This window comes from Streptomyces sp. NPDC052043 (assembly GCF_044548235.1).
Taxonomy (GTDB): Bacteria; Actinomycetota; Actinomycetes; order Streptomycetales; family Streptomycetaceae; genus Streptomyces.
Genome location: NZ_JBIUBT010000006.1, coordinates 462972 through 480715 on the forward strand (window position 1 = coordinate 462972; position 17744 = coordinate 480715).

Below are 17744 nucleotides of genomic sequence, written 5' to 3' on the forward strand. Positions count from 1 at the left end.
TGCTTGCGTGCGAACCGACGAACGTAAGTGTCGCACACCGTACTGCGTGCCCCCAACGGGATTCGAACCCGTGCTACCGCCTTGAAAGGGCGGCGTCCTAGGCCGCTAGACGATGAGGGCTATCGGCCCGCCTGGGCGCTTCTCAGCGCGTCGGGGACGTGAAAAGCATAGGGGATGGCCGGGGGTATCGCCAAAACCGTTTACGAGCCGGAGGGGGACGGCGCGGACGGAGGGGCCGGGGAGGCCGTGGAGAGGGAGGGCGCGGTCGGGGAGGGGGTGGCGCCCGGCCTGTTCTCCTCGGGCAGGTGGCGGCTGACCTCGGCCGTCGTCTGGCCCAGGCCGCCCAGCCTGATCGCGTCCCAGGCCTGGAGGCGGCGGCTGTCCCGGTCGAGGTAGAGGATCGACGCCTCGATCGGGGCCGGGTACTTCCCCTCGACCGCGCGCAGCCCGCTGCCGCCCGTGGACCCCTCCATGCGCAGCCGCGTGCCGTACGCGAGGACCTCCGTCCCCTGGTGGTGGAGGTGGCCGCACAGCACCAGCGGCACGGTGCCGTCCGTCCCCCGCGCCGCGGACGGCTCGTGGGCGATGGCGATGTCGACCGGGGTGCCCTCGGCCCGCTGGTCGCGCAGGGCCGAGGCCAGCCGGGCACCGGCCAGCTCCTCCGAGGCGTCGGCGCCCGGTGCGCCGGAGCGGTCGGGGGTGAACTGGGGGTCGCCGATCCCGGCGAAGCGCAGACCGGCGACGGTCTCGGCGCGGCCGTCGTCCAGGACGTGCACGTTCTTCATCCGCTCCAGGTAGCGCTGGGTGACCTTCGAGTCGTGGTTGCCGCGCACCCAGACATACGGGACGCCCAGGTCCTTGATCGGGTCCAGGAAGCCGTTCTCCGCCGCGGTGCCGTGGTCCATCGTGTCGCCGGAGTCGACGATCACGTTCACCTTGTACTGCTCCACCAGCGAGGCGATGATCTTCCAGCTCGCCGGGTTGAGGTGGATGTCGGAGACGTGCAGGACCCGGATCGTCGTCGGGTCCGGCTGGTAGGCGGGGAGCGTGGAGGTGACGTCGTAGAGCTTGGTCACGTTCGTCACCAGGCGCGCCAGCTCCCTCTGGTAGACGTCGAACTCGGTGACGATGCTGCGCGCGTTGCCGACCACGGTGGGCGCCGAGGACAGCAGCCCGGAGAACTTCGGCTCCAGCACCGACTTGGGGTTCCAGGTGGCGTACGCCGTCGCGCCGGACGCGGCGAGCAGGGTCAGGGCCAGGCCGCCGGCCGCCAGGGCGCGGCGCGGGCGGCGGTAGACCGCCAGGCCGAGCGCGGTGGCGCCGGAGACGACGGCCACGCAGGACCGCACGGCCAGGTCGAGGGTGCCGTGCTCGACGTCGCGCGCCACCTCGTCCTGGAGGCCGGACATGCGTTCCGGGTGGTCGACCAGGGCCTGGGAGCGGAGCGGGTCGAGCTGGTCGACGTTCACGTCGAGGCGGACCGGGGCGACATGGCTGTCCAGCTCCAGGGAGCCGAGGGGCGAGACGTTGATCTTCGTTCCGCCGCTCAGGGACGGGCGCAGGGCCATCGTGGTGTTCATCGGGCCGACCGGGGCCCTTACGTTGCCGACGACGAGCAGCCCCAGCCAGGCACCGGCCAGGACGACGGCCACCAGTCCGGCGGCGCGCGCCCAGGGGCGCGGCTCCTGCGCCGGCGAGAGGTCCGGGCGCGGGCGGGGCGATCGTCGGCGGAGGGCGACGGCGTGCACCGCCCTGCGTATGCCGCGGAGGAAGGCGGCGCGCACCGCACTCCGTATGCCGCGGAGGGAGACGGTGTGCACCGCCCTCCGTATGCCGCGGAGGGGGTGCGGGCGGTTCGGGTCTGCGGCGGGGACACGGGACATTGGGCGCGTATGCCCATGCCCGACACCCGATATGCCCGCGCGGGGCATGGTCGCGCGGGCGGTGCCGGACAATGACCGTGTGCTGGAGATGACGCGCGAGGAGTTCGAGGAACTGGTGGCCGAGGCCCTCGACCGGATTCCGCCGGAGCTGATGCGGCTGATGGACAACGTCGCGGTGTTCGTCGAGGACGAGCCGCCCGCCGACGATCCCGATCTGCTCGGGCTGTACGAGGGGACCCCGCTGACGGAGCGCGGCGAGTGGTACGCGGGGGTGCTGCCCGACCGGATCACGATCTACCGCGGGCCGACGCTGCGCATGTGCGAGACACGGGAGGACGTGGTCGTGGAGACGGAGGTGACGGTGGTTCACGAGATCGCCCACCACTTCGGGATCGACGACGAGCGTCTGCACGCGCTGGGCTACGGCTGATCCCTGCCGGGACCGGTCGCGTGTCCTCGCGTGGGTGAACGGAGTTGGACACGGCGACTTCTTCCTCCCGGAGGTGGCTGCCTGTGCGCCCCTTGTACGTATCCGTCCGTCTCGCCGCTGTGGTCACCGCCGTCACCGCCGCCGCGGGCTGCATGAGTGTGGGGGAGGACTCCGGCGGCGCGGCCGGGCCGTCGCACTCCGCCGGACAGCGGGGCGGCCGGGCCCCGGGCGGTGAGGACGCGGTGTACGGCGGTGACGCGGGTCACGCCGGTGGCGGCGGGGACGGCAAGCGGAGTCACGGGGCGAAGGGGAAGCCCGGCGCGTCGCCGTCGGCCTCGGCCTCGCCGTCGGCGGGGGACGGTGCGTCGGCTGCGCCGGGCAGTGGCGGGACGCCGCCGAAGGCGGGCGGGACGACGCCGGCCGAGGCGGTGCCGGCGCCCCCGCAGACGTCCGCCGAGCCCGAGCAGCCGCCGGCCTCGTCGCCCGCTCCGCCGGCCCCGTCGGATCCGCCGACGGCCGAGCCGTCGCCCTCGGAGCACGACGGCACCGGGGCGCAGCCGGAGCAGCGGGACCGCCCGCACAAGCCGGGGCGGCGGCCGCAGCGGGCGAGTGGCTGACCCACGGACACCCCGCCGCCGCTTCGGCTGCGCCGTGTCGCGGACCGGGGTGCGCCGTGGTCGGACCGTACCGCGGATCGGGCTGCGCCGCGCCGCCGGTTTGCGTTCGGGGGTGCAGGGTGCGTATGGTGGTAGATCGTTTGATCCCATTTGCCCGGCGCCCATGCAGAGCGCGCCGTGTGGCGCGTACTCTCCTTTGCCGTGGCGGACCGCATCGAGGCGGTCGTGGCGCGAAATCACGGAGTTGACGGGCGCGTGCCGACGAGACTCCGGAAGGTTTCGCATTCGCATGTCCATTTCCACCGATCACGCCGTCGTGCCCGAGAACGCCGACGACGCCCCCGAGGTCCACGAGGTGGCCGAGAGCCGCGAGGCGCCCGAGATCACCTTCGACGACCTCGGCCTGCCCGAGGGCATCGTCCGCAAGCTCGCGCAGAACGGCGTGACCACGCCCTTCCCGATCCAGGCCGCGACCATCCCGGACGCCCTGACCGGGAAGGACATCCTGGGCCGGGGCCGCACCGGCTCCGGCAAGACCCTCTCCTTCGGTCTGCCGACGCTGGCCACGCTGGCCGGCGGCCGCACCGAGCGGAAGCGGCCGCGCGCGGTCATCCTCACCCCGACCCGTGAGCTGGCCATGCAGGTGGCCGACGCCCTCCAGCCCTACGGCGACGTCGTCGGTCTGCGGATGAAGGTCGTCTGCGGCGGCACCTCGATGGGCAACCAGATCTACGCCCTGGAGAAGGGCGTCGACATCCTGGTCGCCACCCCGGGCCGGCTGCGCGACATCATCAACCGCGGCGCCTGCTCCCTCGAAGACGTGCAGATCGCCGTCCTGGACGAGGCCGACCAGATGTCCGACCTGGGCTTCATGCCCGAGGTCACCGAGCTGCTCGACCAGGTTCCGGCGGGCGGTCAGCGGATGCTGTTCTCCGCGACGATGGAGAACGAGATCAAGACCCTCGTCGACCGCTACCTGACCGACCCGGTCAGCCACGAGGTCGACGCGGCGCAGGGTGCGGTGACGACCATGTCCCACCACATCCTGATCGTGAAGCCCAAGGACAAGGCGCCGGTCACCGCGGCCATCGCCTCCCGCAAGGGCCGCACCATCATCTTCGTGCGCACCCAGCTGGGCGCCGACCGCGTGGCCGAGCAGCTGCGCGAGTCCGGTGCGAAGGCCGAGGCGCTGCACGGCGGCATGACCCAGGGCGCCCGCACCCGCACCCTGGCCGACTTCAAGGACGGGTACGTCAACGTCCTGGTCGCCACCGACGTCGCCGCCCGCGGCATCCACGTCGACGGCATCGACCTGGTGCTGAACGTCGACCCGGCCGGCGACCACAAGGACTACCTGCACCGGGCCGGCCGTACCGCCCGCGCGGGCCGTACCGGCACGGTGGTCTCGCTGTCCCTGCCGCACCAGCGGCGTCAGATCTTCCGCCTCATGGAGGACGCGGGCGTGGACGCCTCGCGCCACATCATCCAGGGCGGCGCGGCCTTCGACCCGGAGGTCGCCGAGATCACCGGCGCCCGGTCGATGACCGAGGTGCAGGCCGAGTCCGCGGGCACCGCGGCCCAGCTGGCCGAGCGCGAGGTCACCCACCTCGCCAAGCAGCTGGAGCGCGCGCAGCGGCGTGCGGCCGAGCTGCGCGAGGAGGCCGACCGGCTGGTGGCCCGCCTCGCCCGCGAGCGCGGCGAGACCGTGCCGTCCGAGGGCTCGGACGCGGTGGCCGGGGAGCAGGCGGTGGCCGAGGTGTCGGTGCCGGAGCAGCTGGCGGCGCGGGACGTCGACCGCATCGACCGGGAAGAGGGCGTCGAGCGCGTCGAGCGCGAGGAGCGTACGACGGCCTCGTCGTCGTACGACCGGCGTGAGAGGCGTGACGACCGCGGCGGCTTCAACCGGGACCGCGACCGGGACCGTGCGCCCCGTTCCTTCGACCGTCGTGACGACCGCGGCGGCTTCAACCGGGACCGGGACCGCGGTGACCGTGGCGGCTTCCGCCGTGACGACCGCGGCGACCGCGGTGGCCGTTCCTTCGAGCGGCGCGACGACCGGGGCTTCGACCGCCGTGACGACCGCGGTGGCTTCCGCCGTGACGACCGGGGCGACCGCGGTGGCCGTTCCTTCGAGCGGCGCGACGACCGCGGCGGCTTCAACCGGGACCGCGACCGGGACCGGGCGCCCCGTTCCTTCGACCGTCGTGACGACCGCGGCTCCTTCGACCGTCGTGACGACCGCCGTGACGACCGCGGCGGCTTCCGCCGTGACGACCGTCCGGCCCGGCGCGACGAGCGCGGCGGGCACCGCGGCAGCGACCGCCCGTTCAACCGCGACCGCCAGGGCGACCGCCCCGGCTTCCGCTCCGGCGGCCACGAGCGCCCCTACGGCCGCCGTGACGACCACCGCAGCGGCGGCTCCTTCGGCCGCCGCGACGACAAGCCGCGCTGGAAGCGCAACGGCTGACGCCGGCTGAACCCACCCCGCGGGGCCCGTACGACTCCTGTCGTACGGGCCCCGCGGTTCTTGGCCGCACCAAGATCTCCGGCGGCTGGAGGGGCTGCAAGAGGATCTTCTGGCCGCAACCGTCACCCGGTCACCGTCGATCACGGTGAACTTCCGGCCGGGCACCCCCGATACCCGATCGGCGACAGGCCCGCCTCCCGCTATGCTCAGGTAGGCAACATCGCCTGGGCCCTTAGCTCAATTGGCAGAGCAGTGGACTTTTAATCCATTGGTTGTGGGTTCGAGTCCCACAGGGCCTACCGGACCCCTCGGGGTCGGGACCCCCGCTGACCTGGTCAGACGGGGGTTCTGTCGTTTCTGGTCCCTGTCAGCTTCTGGGAACGGTTCTCCAGGTGGTCTGCAGGGCGGCGCCCACCTGGTCGGCCAGGGTGACGGCGACCAGGCGGGCCTCGAGGGGCGGGGTGTGGCCGGGGGTCGGCCGCAGGAGGTAGCGGCCGTGGAAGTGGCCGCCGGCGAGGACGCGCAGTTCGATGTCCTGGGCGGGCATGCCGAGTCGGTCGGTGTCCCACGTCCTGCGCCCGACGGTGAGGGAGCCGTCGGGTTCCAGGCGGGGGGCGTGGCCGAGCAGGGTGCCGTACTCGAAGCGGCAGCCGCGCAGATGGAGCAGGCCGACGAGTTGTGCGCGCACGACCTCCACCACCGCGTCGGGTGAGGTCGCCTCCCGGGCCAGCTGGGCCGCGTGGTGGATCTGGGCGAGGTAGCCGGCGTCGGTGATGGTGACGACTTCCAGGCGCCGGGCGCGGGCCGCCAGTTGGGAGACGGTCAGTGCGACGGCGAGCAGCACGACGGCGGTGGTGATGTCGGCGGTGCCCGCGATCGTGAGCCGCTCGTAGGGGGCGGTGAAGAAGAAGTCGAACCAGACGGCCGCGGACACGGCGGCGAGGACACCGGCCGGCCGGTGTCCGAGGGCCGCCGTCGCCACCACGACCACGACGAGGGCGAGGGCGACGACGGTGTTGGGCAGACCCGCGCGGAAGGGCAGCAGCACCGCGCTGACCGCGAGCGGAGCCACGAGGGCGATGACGATCGCAACGGGCCCTCTGGCGAGGTGGTCGGTCATCGTGGGCACCTCCTGCCTGCCTCTTCCGGTGTAGCAGGACGCGAGCGGCCCCGGGTGACCTTTAACAGCTCTCTTGCGCTGTATTCGGTGGTTTGCGGGGGATCCTGCCTCCGGAGTTCCGAAGGCGACGTGAGGACGGTGGAGCCGTGGGTGCGAGTGCCGAGGGCGCGGATCGGGGTCGCACCGCCGGGCGGGTCGTGGGGAGACGGCAGGAGAGGGACCGGCTGACGGTGCCGCAGGGGCTGGCCGCGCTGTCCCTGGACGCGCTCGCCTCGGTGGCCTACGGGCCGGAGGCGATCGTGGTGGTGCTGGCGACGGCCGGCAGCCGGGGCCTCGGTTTCACCCTGCCGGTCACGCTGGCGATCGTGGTGCTGCTGGCGGCGCTGACGTTCTCCTACCGGCAGGTGATCGCCGCGTTCCCGAACGGGGGCGGCGCGTACGCGGTCGCGGGGCGCCATCTGGGCCGGCGGCTCAGCCTGGTCGCCGCCGCCTCGCTGATCATCGACTACGTGCTGAACGTGGCCGTGTCGGTCTCCGCCGGCGTGGCCGCGCTCACCTCCGCCTTCCCCGTCCTGTACGGCGACCGGGTGGTGTTGTGCGTGATCGTGCTGGGGCTGATCACGGCGGTCAACCTCTACGGGGTCGCCGAGTCCGCCAAGGTGATGTTCGCTCCCACCGTGGTGTTCATCGCGGCGATCGCCGCGGTCATCGTGGCCGGGCTGGTGCGCCGCACGCCGGCGGTCCCGCCCGTCCATCCGGCGGCCCCGACCGTCTCCGCGGTCGGAGTCCTGCTGCTGTTGCGGGCGTTCGCCTCCGGCTGCTCGGCACTCACCGGAGTGGAGGCCATCGCGAACGCCGTCCCCACCTTCCGCACCCCGAGGGTCCGGCGGGCGCAGCGCACCGAGGTCGCGCTCGGCGCGCTGCTCGGGGCCATGCTCATCGGGCTGTCGTTGCTCATCGGCAGGTTCCACGTCGCACCGAGCGGCACCAAGACCGTCCTGGCGCAGCTCACCGAGGCGTCCCTGGGCCACAACGCCGGGTTCTACGTCGTGCAGTTCGCCACCATGACGCTGCTCGCCCTCGCGGCCAACACCTCCTTCGGCGGCATGCCCGTCCTGACCTCCCTGCTGGCCCGCGACAACCATGTGCCGCACGTCTTCGGGCTGCGCGCCGACCGGCAGGTCTACCGCTACGGCGTCGTCGTGCTCGCCGCCGCCGCCCTGGTCCTGCTGGTCGTGGCCCAGGGCGACACCCAGAAGCTGGTGCCGGTCTTCGCCATCGGCGTGTTCATCGGCTTCACCCTCTCCCAGGCCGGCATGGTCCGGCACTGGCACCTGGACCACGGTCCCGGATGGTGGCGGAGGGCGGCCGTCAACGGCCTCGGGGCACTGCTGACGCTCGCGGCCCTGGTCATCGAACTGGTCGCGAAGTTCCACGAGGGCGGCTGGCTGGTCTTCGCCGCGGTCGCCGTCCTGGTGACCGTGTTCGAGTCGGTGCACCGCACGTACCGGCGTATCGGCGCGGCCCTGCACCTCGGCGAAGTCCCCGCACGGCCCGAGCCGCGCCACACGGTCGTCGTCGTTCCCGTCGGCGCCGTCAACCTGCTCACCAGCGAGGCCCTCAGCGTCGCGCTGTCCCTGGGCGACGACGTCCGGGCCGTCACCGTCGTGCACCCCGAGGACCGCGACGCCCCTTCCGCCGACGAGGTTCACGCCGCCTGGAACGCCTGGCAGCCCGGTGTCCCCCTCACCGTGCTGCACAGCCGCACCCGGTCCCTGACCCGGCCCGTCGTCGACCATCTGCGCGCGCTGTCCGCCCAGGAGCGGCAGGACCGGATGGTGGTCCTCATCCCGGAGATGCATCTGCCCAGGCCCTGGCAGCGGCTTCTGCAGAACCAGCGCGGCGTCGTCCTGGACCGCGCCGTGCGCCGCCACACCGACGCCGTCATCTGCCGGCTGCGGTTCCGCGTCCACCTCGAGCACTGACCATCGCCGAGACCACTGCCCCGCACCGACCGGTGCGCGGCCCGCCCGCGTCGTGTGCGCGGCTCCGCCACGGTGGTGCCCCGTCTCCGATCGGCGGTGTCGGTCAGACTGGAAGCGAGTCCGCCGTCGAGAGAGAGGGCGTCGATGCCCCACCCGTACGTCCTGCTGTCCGCCGCCGTCTCGCTCGACGGCTACCTGGACGACACCGGCCCCGAGCGCCTGCTGCTCTCCAGCCCCGCCGACTTCGACCGGGTCGACGAGGTACGGGCGTCGGCCGACGCGATCCTGATCGGCGCCGGCACCCTGCGGGCGGACAACCCGCGGCTGCTGGTGAACTCGCCCGAACGGCGGGCCGCCCGTCGCGCCGCCGGGAAGCCGGAGTACCCGCTGAAGGTCGCGGTCAGCGCCTCCGGCGAGCTGGACCCCCGGGCGCCCTTCTGGCACACCGGCGGCGAGAAGGTCCTCTACACGACCGACGAGGGCGCGCTGCGGCTGCGACGCGCGGGCCTGGCCGCCGACGTCGTGCCGCTGGGCGCCGAACTCGGCTGGCCCCGGCTGCTCGAGCACCTGCACGACGTACGCGGGGTGCGCCGGCTCATGGTCGAGGGCGGCGGGACGATCCACACACAGCTGCTCCAGCAGCGGCTCGCGGACGAGGTGCAGCTCGTGCTCGCCCCCCTGTTCGTGGGGGACCCCGGCGCGCCCCGGCTGTTCGGGCCCGGGGGCTACCAGGGCGGGCGGCTGCGGCTGGTGGAGACGCGGACCATCGAGGACGTCGTCCTCGTGCGCTACGAACCCACCGCCCCCGGCCCCGCCGGCCGCGCCGCCCCGGCCGACCGGCACTGGCTCCGGATCGCCTGCGAACTGGCGGCCCACTGCCCGCCGTCCAGGACGGCGTTCAGCGTGGGCGCCGTGGTGGTCGCCGCCGACGGGACCGAACTCGCCCGCGGGTACTCGCGGGAGGGGGGCGACCCGGTCGTGCACGCCGAGGAGGCGGCCCTGGCCAAGGTCGACCCGGCGGATCCGCGACTGCCGGAGGCCACGGTGTACAGCAGCCTGGAGCCGTGCGCCCGCCGCGCCTCCCGGCCGCGTCCGTGCGCCCGGCTGATTCTGGACGCCGGGGTGCGACGGGTGGTGACGGCGTGGCGGGAGCCGGACACGTTCGTCGAGGGTGCCGACGGGACCGGGGTGCTGGCGGCCGGGGGCGCGGACGTCGTCGTGGTGCCGGAGTTCGAGGAACGGGCCAGGGAACCGAACCGGCATCTGCTCGGCTGAGCGGGACCTCGTCGCACGGCCGGGAACCGGGTGACGGACGGCGTGGAAGTGAGCTGGGTGCGAGCAGCCCCGCGGATGGCATATACTGGTGACACAACGACGCGGGGTGGAGCAGCTCGGTAGCTCGCTGGGCTCATAACCCAGAGGTCGCAGGTTCAAATCCTGTCCCCGCTACTGAAACTCAGGGCCGGAATCTGATCAATGGATTCCGGCCCTGAGTGTTTGGCGGACGTGCGGGTTCTCCGGCACAGGCGCGGACTCTCCCGTATGTGGAGTCAACTCGTCCGGTTTTCGGTGCTCATGGACCATAAGGTCGGGCCGCGAGGTGGAGCGATCAAGCCGAACGGCTTGGAATACAGGCCCCGGGTCTATTAACGTTCGATAACGCAGCACGGTCGTCCCAGCCGTCACAAGAGGCGGCTCCGTGCGCGCACGCCGAATCCCGCAAGGGAACCGGGGAACCACTAACTTGGGGTGAATCGGGCGTAACTGCCGTGTTTCGCATGGCTTGTTTACGCGCGTAGGAGACCTTCCCGCTCCGAACCCGTCAGCTAACCCGGTAGGCGAGACGGAAGGAAAGGAGTACGCCTTCGTGGCGTCCAACCCGCCTGCTCCGGAAGCCCCGTTCACGCCGAGCCGGCAGTACGGAGAGACCTTCGGCTACGACAGCCGCCGCGCCGACGAGGGCCCCTGGGAGGAGTGGAACCCCACCGCGGATTCCGTCCGTCCCGTGCGCGGCCGGCACCGCGTCGCCAAGCAGCGCGGCGGCGGACTCGCCCGCAGCTCCACCGTTCTCGGCGTCGGTGTCATCGCCGCCGTCGGCGCGGGCGGCATGGCCAGCGCCAACAGCGCCAAGCCGCCGGTGTCCATCTCGCTGCCCGATCTGCCCTCCGTGGGCTCCCTGTTCGACCACTCCTCCGACGCCCCCGAGGGCTCGTCGACCGCGCTCAGCAGCGTCGGCGTGACCACCGCCGAGGCCGAGGGCGGGACCGCGGACGCCGGCGAGGTGCTGCGCAACCGGATCATGGCGCAGGCCGAGCAGCAGCAGGTCCAGATCGAGGCCAAGGCCCAGGCGGACGCCGAGGCCGCCGCCACCAAGGAGGCAGCCCAGGCCGCCTCGAAGGCGGCCGAGGAGGCCGAGGCCAAGGCCACCGCCGCGAAGCAGAAGGCGGAGGAGGAGGCCAAGCGGAAGGCCGAGGAAGCCAAGCGGAAGGCCGAGGAGGCGCGGCTGGCCGAGCTGGCCAAGCAGTACACGCTGCCCACCTCCTCGTACACGATCACCTCCACCTTCGGTCAGGCCGGCTCCATGTGGTCCTCCGGCTACCACACCGGCCTCGACTTCGCGGCGCCCACGGGCACCCTGCTCAAGGCGATCCACACCGGCACCATCACCGAGGCCGGCTGGGCCGGCGCCTACGGCTACCGCACGATCCTCACCCTCGACGACGGCACCGAGCTCTGGTACTGCCACCAGTCGTCGATCAACGTCAGCGTCGGCCAGCAGGTCAACACGGGCGACGTGATCGGCCGCGTGGGCGCCACCGGCAACGTCACCGGGCCCCACCTGCACCTGGAGGTCCACCCGGGCGGCGACGCCACCGGCATCGACCCCGGGGTGTGGCTGCGCGACAAGGGCCTCACCCCCTGACGCACACGCCCCACCCCGCGACGTACGCGGACCGGTCTCACCCCTGACGAGACCGTGAGGCCGGTTTGCGCAACTTTTGCGGCCGGACGCGGCCCGGTGAGGAATGGGCCGCTCCGGCGCGGTTGTTGATGTTGCACATGACTTCTCTACGCAAACTGGGTTCGTCCGATCTCGAGGTCTTCCCGCTCGCCCTCGGCGGCAACGTCTTCGGCTGGACCGCCGGCCAGGAGCAGTCCTTCGCCGTCCTCGACGCCTACACGGCCGCCGGAGGCAACTTCGTCGACACCGCCGACTCCTACTCCGCGTGGATCGAGGGCAACCACGGCGGCGAGTCCGAGACGATCATCGGCAGGTGGCTCAAGGAGCGCGGCAATCGCTCCGACGTCGTCATCGCCACCAAGGTCAGCCAGCACCCCGACTACCAGGGGCTGAGCGCCGCCAACATCAAGGCCGCGGCCGACGCCTCCCTCCGGCGCCTGGGTACGGACCACATCGACCTTTACTACACGCACTTCGACCGGCCGGACGTCCCCGTCGAGGAGATCATCGGCGCGCTCGACGAGCTGGTCAGGGCGGGCAAGGTGCGGCACATCGCCGCCTCCAACATCTCCGCCGAGCGCCTCCAGGAGTCCCTGGACCTCTCCGAGCGCGAGGGTCTGGCCCGGTACGTGGCGCTCCAGCCGCACTACAACCTGGTCTCGCGCGACACCTACGAAGGCGGGCTCCAGAACGTCGCCGAGCGGTCCGGCCTGGCCGCCGTCCCGTACTTCGCGCTCGCCTCCGGCTTCCTGACCGGCAAGTACCGGCCCGGTACGACGGTGGACAGCGCGCGGGCGCAGGGCGCGGCCAAGCACCTCGAGACCGAGCGGGGCCGCAACGTCCTCGCGGCCCTGGACGAGGTCGCACGGGCCCATGACGCCGAGGTCGCCACGGTGGCCCTGGCCTGGCTCGCCGCACAGCCGACGGTGGCCGCCCCGATCGCCTCGGCGCGGACGGTGGAACAGCTCCCGGCACTGCTCGGGGTCGCCGAGCTGCGGCTCACGGACGAGGAGCTCGGAAAGCTGACGCGGGCGTCGGCGTAGCTCCCCGTCCCCCGGGACGGAACAGCCGGCGCTACGGCTGTGTCCGGTACGGGTTGTACGCGGGGGACGGCGTCAGGTGCGCGGGGTACGGCGTCGCCGGTCCGTACGGCGGCCCGTACGACCCGTGCCCCAGCGGCCGCGGGTGCACCCCGTACACGCCGTACACCCCGTACCCGGGCCAGGGTGGCGCGGCCATGGGCGTGGTCATCCTGGCCGCGTGGTCCAGCGCGGGCTGCGCCACCTCCCGCCTGCGCCACAGCTCGCGCAGCAGCTCCCGCTCCCGTACGGCGAAGTCGGCCCCGGCCCGTCCCCGGCGCCCCCGGTGCCGGAGGCAGGCCAGCTGGGTCGCGTACACCTCGTACTGGGCGACCGTCCGCGCCGCCTGCCTGCCGAGGTGGCGCCGGGCGTGCTCGCGGGCCAGCCTGCGCGCCCGCATGGAGGCCAGGGCGAACGGTTCGGCCGGGGTGAGCCAGCCGGCGGCGGTGTACGCGGGCAGCTCCTCGCGCACGGTCCTCAGCTCGCGCTGCCGGGTCCAGACGACCAGCCAGGTCAGCAGGCCGAACGCGGGCACCATGATGGCGGCGTACACCGCGAGGAAGCCGTACTCGCCGAAGGTCGCCGAGCCGTTCCACAGGGCGTGCATGCCCATCGCGAGCAGCAGCCCGGCCGGCGGCGGCAGCAGGCGCCGCAGCCGACGGCCCCCGGACGTCGCGGCGATGCCGAAGCCGATGCCGGTGAGCACGGTGAACATCGGGTGCGCGAACGGCGACATGACGACGCGGACGAAGAAGGTCGCCGCGGTGACGGAGGCGATGCCCCGGTCACCGGTGAGCTGGTCGGCGCCGAAGGCGTTGCCGAGGTAGAGGATGTTCTCGGTGAACGCGAAGCCGGTCGCGGTCACCCCGGCGATGACGACCCCGTCGACGACGCCGGTGAAGTCGCGCCTGCGGAAGAGGAAGACCAGCAGGACGGCGGCGGCCTTCGCGGACTCCTCCACGACCGGCGCTATCACGGTCGCGCCCAGGGTGTCCGCGCCCGCGGGGTCGGCGGTCGCCGTGGCGATCCAGTGGGTGGCGAAACTGTTGGCGACGATCGCGATCAGGGCCGCCGCGCAGGCGCCCCAGGCGAAGGCGAACACCAGGTTCCGCCAGGGGGCGGGCTCGACCCGGTCCAGCCAGCGGAAGGCGGCCGTCAGCAGCGGTACGGGCAGTACCGCGAGACCGAGCCCGACGAGGAACCCCTCGGTGCCGGTCTGCCGGCGCACGAGGGCGAGGATGACGAGCCCGGAGAGGGCGAGCAGGGTGACGAGGGCGCCGTACCGGACCCATCGCCGCTGCCACCAGTGCGCGTGGCGGGAGGTGCCGCCGGGGGCACCGGGAGGTGTCGGGTACGGGGGGCAGGCGGCCACGGCATCGGCCCTCACGAGGTCACTGTGGATGCTGGTTTTCGTGTGGCACGCGACGGAAGAGCAGGTCGTTCACCACATGGCCCTTCTCCAGTCCCTGGCCCTCGAAACGGGTCAGCGGCCGGAAGTCGGGACGCGGCGCGAAACCGCCGTCGGCCCGGGTGTTCTCGAAGTCCGGGTGCGCGGTCAGCACGTCGAGCATCTGCTGCGCGTACGGCTCCCAGTCCGTCGCGCAGTGCACGATCGCCCCGGGCCTGAGCCGGGCGGCGGCCAGCGTCAGGAACTCCGGCTGGATCAGCCGCCGCTTGTGGTGCCGCTTCTTCGGCCAGGGGTCGGGGAAGTAGACGCGCAGCCCGTCGAGGCTGTCGGGGGCGAGCATCTCGCGCAGCAGGATGATGGCGTCGCCGTTGCCGACGCGGACGTTGCCGAGGCCGTGCTGGTCGGCGAGGCTCAGCAGGTTGCCCTGGCCCGGGGTGTGCACGTCGACGGCGAGGATGTTGGTGTCCGGGTCCTCGGCCGCCATCCGGGCGGTGGCCTCGCCCATGCCGAAGCCGATCTCCAGCACGACCCGGTGCGTGTTCCCGAACAGCTCGGCGAGGTCGATCACCCGCTGTCCGTCGATGTCCAGACCCCGGCTGGGCCACAGCCGCTGCAACGCGTCCGCCTGTCCCGCGGTCACCCGGCTCCGGCGCGGCTGGAAGCTGCGGATCCGCCGCTCGAAGTGCGAGCCGGCCGGATCGGCGACGGGCCCGTCGGGGAAACGCGGCTCGCCCTTGGCCCGGGTGTGCCGCACGGACACGCCCGGCGTGTGCCGGGGCAGCTCACCGGGGGCGGGAGCCTGGGGGGTGTTCAGCGAGTCAGTCACAGTGGGAACGATTTTACGGGGGACCGACACGAACCGGCCGTCGAGGCGGACAGGGCCGCGCACGCCGTTCACGTCGACGCCAGCGCGGACAGGGCACGCCGCGCCACCTCGCGTCCGATCGGCAGCGAGGCGGTCGCCGCGGGGCTGGGCGCGTTGAGCACGTGCACCGCCCGGGGGCCCTCCCGGACCAGGAAGTCGTCCACCAGCGTGCCGTCCCGCAGGACGGCCTGCGCCCGCACTCCGGCGGCGGCCGGCACCAGGTCCTCCTCCCGCACCACGGGCACCAGCCGGCGCACCGCCCGCGTGAAGGCGGCCTTCGACACCGACCGGCGCAGCTCGCCCGCGCCGTACCGCCAGTGCCGGCGGGCGATCCGCCACGACCCGGGCCAGCCCAGCGTCCCCGCCAGCTCCCGCGGCCGTACGACCCCCCATCCGTAGCCCTCGCGGGCCAGCGCCGGAACCGCGTTGGGCCCGACGTGCACGCCGCCGTCGATTCCGCGGGTGAGATGCACACCGAGGAAGGGGAACGCCGGATCGGGCACCGGATACACCAGCCCCCGCACCAGTTCCGGTCGCGTCAGCTCGTAGTACTCCCCGCGGAACGGGACGATCCGCACGCCGGGCTCGTCCCCGGTCAGCCGCGCCACCTCGTCGCAGTACAGCCCCGCGCAGTTGACCAGCACGCGCGCGCGGACGACGTCACCGCTCCCGGTCAGGACGGCCACCCCCCGCTCGGGCCGCCGGTCCACCCGCACCACCCGGGCCCCGTACCGGATCTCCGCGCCGGACGCCTGGGCCAGCTGCCGGGCCACCGCCGCGAAGTCGCAGATCCCCGTCGTCCCCACGTGGATCGCGGCCAGCCCGCGCACCTGCGGCTCGTACTCCTCGATCTGCGCGGGGCCCAGTTCGCGCACCGGGATGCCGTTCTCCCGGCCGCGCTGCACCAGTGCGTGCAGCCGGGGCAGCTCCTCCCGTCCGGTCGCCACGATCAGCTTGCCGGTCACCTCGTGCGCGATGCCGTGCTCCGCGCAGAACTTGACCATCTCGGCGGCGCCCTGCGCCGCGTACCGCGCCTTCAGCGAGCCCGGTCGGTAGTAGATCCCGCTGTGGATCACCCCGCTGTTGCGTCCCGTCTGGTGCCGGGCCGGGCCCTGCTCCTTCTCCAGCACGGTCACACGGGTGCCCGGCGCGGCGCGCGTGATCGCGTACGCCGTCGACAGTCCGACGATGCCACCTCCGATCACCAGCACGTCGCAGTCGTAAGCGATGTCCGGCCGCACCTGCTCCACCTCCCGCCTCGATAGTGCACCGCGGCACTGACAAAGCCGCCGATCCGGCGGGGCGACGCGGCCGTGGTGTCCGGCAGGGACGGGCTCAGACCGGGTTCAGACCGGGCGCAGGACGGGCTCAGGCCGGTGTCATCAGCAGCGGGCGGGCCCGCTCGCGCAGCTCGACCACGCGTGGCTCGTCGCCGTACGGCTCCAGCCGGTGCAGGAGGTCCTTGACGTACTCCGTGGTGCGCGCGGAGGAGATCCGCCCGGCGACCTCGACGGCCCGCACGCCCTGCGCGCAGGCCGCGTCCAGGTTGCCGGACTCCAGTTCGGCGACGGCCGAGACGACCAGCCGCAGGCCGTGCGAGCGGACGAACTCCTCCGTCGGCTTCGACAGCGCCTGCTCGGTGAAGCGGCGGACCTGGCGGGGTGCCTTCAGGTCGCGGTAGCACTCGGCGGCGTCGGCGGCGAACCGGTCGTAGCCGTAGAAGCCGAGCCAGGACGGGTCGTTGTCCCCGTCGCGGGACCGCTCGAGCCAGCCCTCGGCCGCCTTCAGGGCGGCGCCGGCCGCCTGGGCGTCGCCCGCGCGTGCGTGGGCGCGTGCCTCGATGAGCCGGAAGAAGCTCATGGTGCGGGCCGTGGCCAGGCCCCGGTTGCGCTCCAGGGCGGCCTGCGCGAGGTCGACGCCCTCGTCGCCGAAGCCGCGGTAGGTGGCCTGGAGGGACATGGAGGCCAGGACGTAGCCGCCGAGGGGCACGTCGGCGGCGGCGCGGGCCAGGCGCAGCGCCTGGATGTAGTAGCGCTGGGCGGCCTCCTGCTGGCCGGTGTCGAAGGCCATCCAGCCGGCGAGCCGGGTCAGTTCGGCGGAGGCGCCGAACAGCGCCCTGCCGACCTCGTCGGAGTACGAGGCGAGCAGCAGCGGCGCCGCCTCCACGCGCAGGCACTCGGGCACCATCGAGGAACGCCAGTCGCCGCCTCCGTACTTGGAGTCCCAGCGCCTGGCGTCCTCGGCGGCCTCCCGCAGCTTGCGCACATCGCTGTGGCCGACTTTGACCGGTGCGCCGGAGGACTCCGCAGGGCCCGCCTCACGCGCCACCGAACTGTCGGCCGGGGTTATCAGCCACCGCGAGGCGGGCGTTGCGTACGCGCTCACTGCGAACGATCCGGCGAGCGACTGCCAGATGCCGCCGGAGCCGGCCCGGCGGCCGGCGAGGTCGAGCCGGTACAGCTCCGTCGCCGACTTCACCGCCTGGCCCACGTCCCTGGGGAAGGCGAGGCCCACTTCGGGTGCGGGATCCGCGTCCGCCAGGCCGATCTCGTGGAGCGGCACCGGGCGGCCGAGCTTCTGCCCGATGGCGGCGGCGATGAGGTGCGGCGCCGCACCCTGTGGCACCATCCCCTTCGAAACCCAGCGCGCCACCGAGGTCTTGTCGTAACGAAGTGTCAACCCGCGTTGGGCGCCGAGGTCGTTGACGCGCCGCGCGAGTCCTGCGTTGCTGATTCCCGCGAGGGCGAGAACGGCGCCGAGCTTTTCGTTCGGCCCGCGTTGCTCCCTGGACATGCGCCACCCCTCGACACAGACGGCTGCCGCGCTGGCATAACCACGCGGCATTCGTAAACCCAGCGTAGTTCGCCGCATCCCAAGCGTTAAGGGGCATTCTTCCGGATGGCGGGATTGTGGCCCGCACTCAAGTGC

General features: G+C 73.0%; 13 protein-coding genes, 3 tRNA genes and 1 riboswitch. Of the genes, 8 read left to right on the forward strand and 8 right to left on the reverse strand.

Going from position 1 to position 17744, the window contains the following annotated elements; genetic code table 11:
- Positions 1 to 47 precede the first annotated feature (47 nt).
- Positions 48 to 120 (reverse strand) — tRNA-Glu (locus ACIHCX_RS19035).
- 80 nt (positions 121 to 200) lie between these two features.
- Entirely contained in the window at positions 201 to 1883 is a 1683-nt protein-coding gene (locus ACIHCX_RS19040) for a metallophosphoesterase (RefSeq protein WP_400030750.1), read from the reverse strand.
- 79 nt (positions 1884 to 1962) lie between these two features.
- Here ACIHCX_RS19040 and ACIHCX_RS19045 point away from each other — a divergent pair, with 79 nt between their 5' ends.
- Positions 1963 to 2313: a metallopeptidase family protein gene (locus ACIHCX_RS19045; RefSeq protein ID WP_400030752.1), complete on the forward strand. Its 351-nt coding sequence runs from the start codon at positions 1963 to 1965 to the stop codon at positions 2311 to 2313.
- A 295-nt stretch (positions 2314 to 2608) separates the two neighbouring features.
- On the opposite strand, the gene ACIHCX_RS19050 is transcribed toward ACIHCX_RS19045, so the two are convergent.
- Positions 2609 to 2935 carry a hypothetical protein gene (locus ACIHCX_RS19050; RefSeq protein WP_400030754.1) on the reverse strand — a complete coding sequence of 109 codons (327 nt, stop codon included), beginning with the start codon at positions 2933 to 2935 and terminating at the stop codon, positions 2609 to 2611.
- 284 nt (positions 2936 to 3219) lie between these two features.
- Between ACIHCX_RS19050 and ACIHCX_RS19055 the strand changes: the two genes are divergently transcribed.
- Together ACIHCX_RS19055 and ACIHCX_RS19060 are read left to right on the forward strand one after the other, a co-directional pair.
- On the forward strand, positions 3220 to 5397 hold the full coding sequence (locus ACIHCX_RS19055; RefSeq protein ID WP_400030756.1) for a DEAD/DEAH box helicase: 2178 nt from the start codon (positions 3220 to 3222) through the stop codon (positions 5395 to 5397).
- Between the two features lie 226 nt (positions 5398 to 5623).
- Positions 5624 to 5696 (forward strand) — tRNA-Lys (locus ACIHCX_RS19060).
- Positions 5697 to 5764: 68 nt separating this feature from the next.
- Here the strand turns inward: ACIHCX_RS19060 and ACIHCX_RS19065 are convergent.
- Positions 5765 to 6517 carry a DUF4118 domain-containing protein gene (locus ACIHCX_RS19065; RefSeq protein WP_400030758.1) on the reverse strand — a complete coding sequence of 251 codons (753 nt, stop codon included), beginning with the start codon at positions 6515 to 6517 and terminating at the stop codon, positions 5765 to 5767.
- A 146-nt stretch (positions 6518 to 6663) separates the two neighbouring features.
- Here ACIHCX_RS19065 and ACIHCX_RS19070 point away from each other — a divergent pair, with 146 nt between their 5' ends.
- The 5 genes from ACIHCX_RS19070 (at position 6664) to ACIHCX_RS19090 (ending at position 12507) form a co-directional block, all read left to right on the forward strand.
- On the forward strand, positions 6664 to 8502 hold the full coding sequence (locus ACIHCX_RS19070; RefSeq protein WP_400030760.1) for an APC family permease: 1839 nt from the start codon (positions 6664 to 6666) through the stop codon (positions 8500 to 8502).
- Between the two features lie 144 nt (positions 8503 to 8646).
- Positions 8647 to 9777 carry a dihydrofolate reductase family protein gene (locus ACIHCX_RS19075; protein ID WP_400030763.1) on the forward strand — a complete coding sequence of 377 codons (1131 nt, stop codon included), beginning with the start codon at positions 8647 to 8649 and terminating at the stop codon, positions 9775 to 9777.
- Positions 9778 to 9877: 100 nt separating this feature from the next.
- Positions 9878 to 9951 (forward strand) — tRNA-Met (locus ACIHCX_RS19080).
- Positions 9952 to 10200: 249 nt separating this feature from the next.
- Positions 10201 to 10358, forward strand: a riboswitch (cyclic di-AMP (ydaO/yuaA leader).
- A gap of 11 nt (positions 10359 to 10369) precedes the next feature.
- Positions 10370 to 11425 carry a M23 family metallopeptidase gene (locus ACIHCX_RS19085; RefSeq protein WP_400030765.1) on the forward strand — a complete coding sequence of 352 codons (1056 nt, stop codon included), beginning with the start codon at positions 10370 to 10372 and terminating at the stop codon, positions 11423 to 11425.
- A 137-nt stretch (positions 11426 to 11562) separates the two neighbouring features.
- Positions 11563 to 12507 (forward strand): aldo/keto reductase, encoded by a 945-nt coding sequence (locus tag ACIHCX_RS19090; RefSeq protein WP_400030767.1) that lies wholly within the window; start codon positions 11563 to 11565, stop codon positions 12505 to 12507.
- Between the two features lie 31 nt (positions 12508 to 12538).
- On the opposite strand, the gene ACIHCX_RS19095 is transcribed toward ACIHCX_RS19090, so the two are convergent.
- From ACIHCX_RS19095 to ACIHCX_RS19110, 4 genes are all read right to left on the reverse strand, one after another.
- Complete coding sequence (locus ACIHCX_RS19095; protein ID WP_400030841.1) at positions 12539 to 13915, reverse strand: PrsW family intramembrane metalloprotease; 1377 nt, start codon at positions 13913 to 13915, stop codon at positions 12539 to 12541.
- A 19-nt stretch (positions 13916 to 13934) separates the two neighbouring features.
- A complete protein-coding gene (trmB, locus tag ACIHCX_RS19100) occupies positions 13935 to 14777 on the reverse strand; it encodes a tRNA (guanosine(46)-N7)-methyltransferase TrmB (protein WP_400030769.1) in 843 nt (280 codons plus the stop codon).
- Between the two features lie 68 nt (positions 14778 to 14845).
- Positions 14846 to 16066, reverse strand: a complete 1221-nt coding sequence (gene lhgO / locus ACIHCX_RS19105; protein WP_400030771.1) for an L-2-hydroxyglutarate oxidase — start codon at positions 16064 to 16066, stop codon at positions 14846 to 14848.
- A 118-nt stretch (positions 16067 to 16184) separates the two neighbouring features.
- On the reverse strand, positions 16185 to 17609 hold the full coding sequence (locus ACIHCX_RS19110) for an MFS transporter (protein WP_400030773.1): 1425 nt from the start codon (positions 17607 to 17609) through the stop codon (positions 16185 to 16187).
- Between the last annotated feature and the right edge of the window lie 135 nt (positions 17610 to 17744).

Coding starts and splice junctions, on each gene's coding strand:
- ACIHCX_RS19040 (WP_400030750.1), bottom strand. CDS start 1,883: ATGTCCCGTGTCCCCGCCGCAGACCCGAACCGCCCGCACCCCCTCCGC.
- ACIHCX_RS19055 (WP_400030756.1), top strand. CDS start 3,220: ATGTCCATTTCCACCGATCACGCCGTCGTGCCCGAGAACGCCGACGAC.
- ACIHCX_RS19065 (WP_400030758.1), bottom strand. CDS start 6,517: ATGACCGACCACCTCGCCAGAGGGCCCGTTGCGATCGTCATCGCCCTC.
- ACIHCX_RS19075 (WP_400030763.1), top strand. CDS start 8,647: ATGCCCCACCCGTACGTCCTGCTGTCCGCCGCCGTCTCGCTCGACGGC.
- ACIHCX_RS19090 (WP_400030767.1), top strand. CDS start 11,563: ATGACTTCTCTACGCAAACTGGGTTCGTCCGATCTCGAGGTCTTCCCG.
- ACIHCX_RS19110 (WP_400030773.1), bottom strand. CDS start 17,609: ATGTCCAGGGAGCAACGCGGGCCGAACGAAAAGCTCGGCGCCGTTCTC.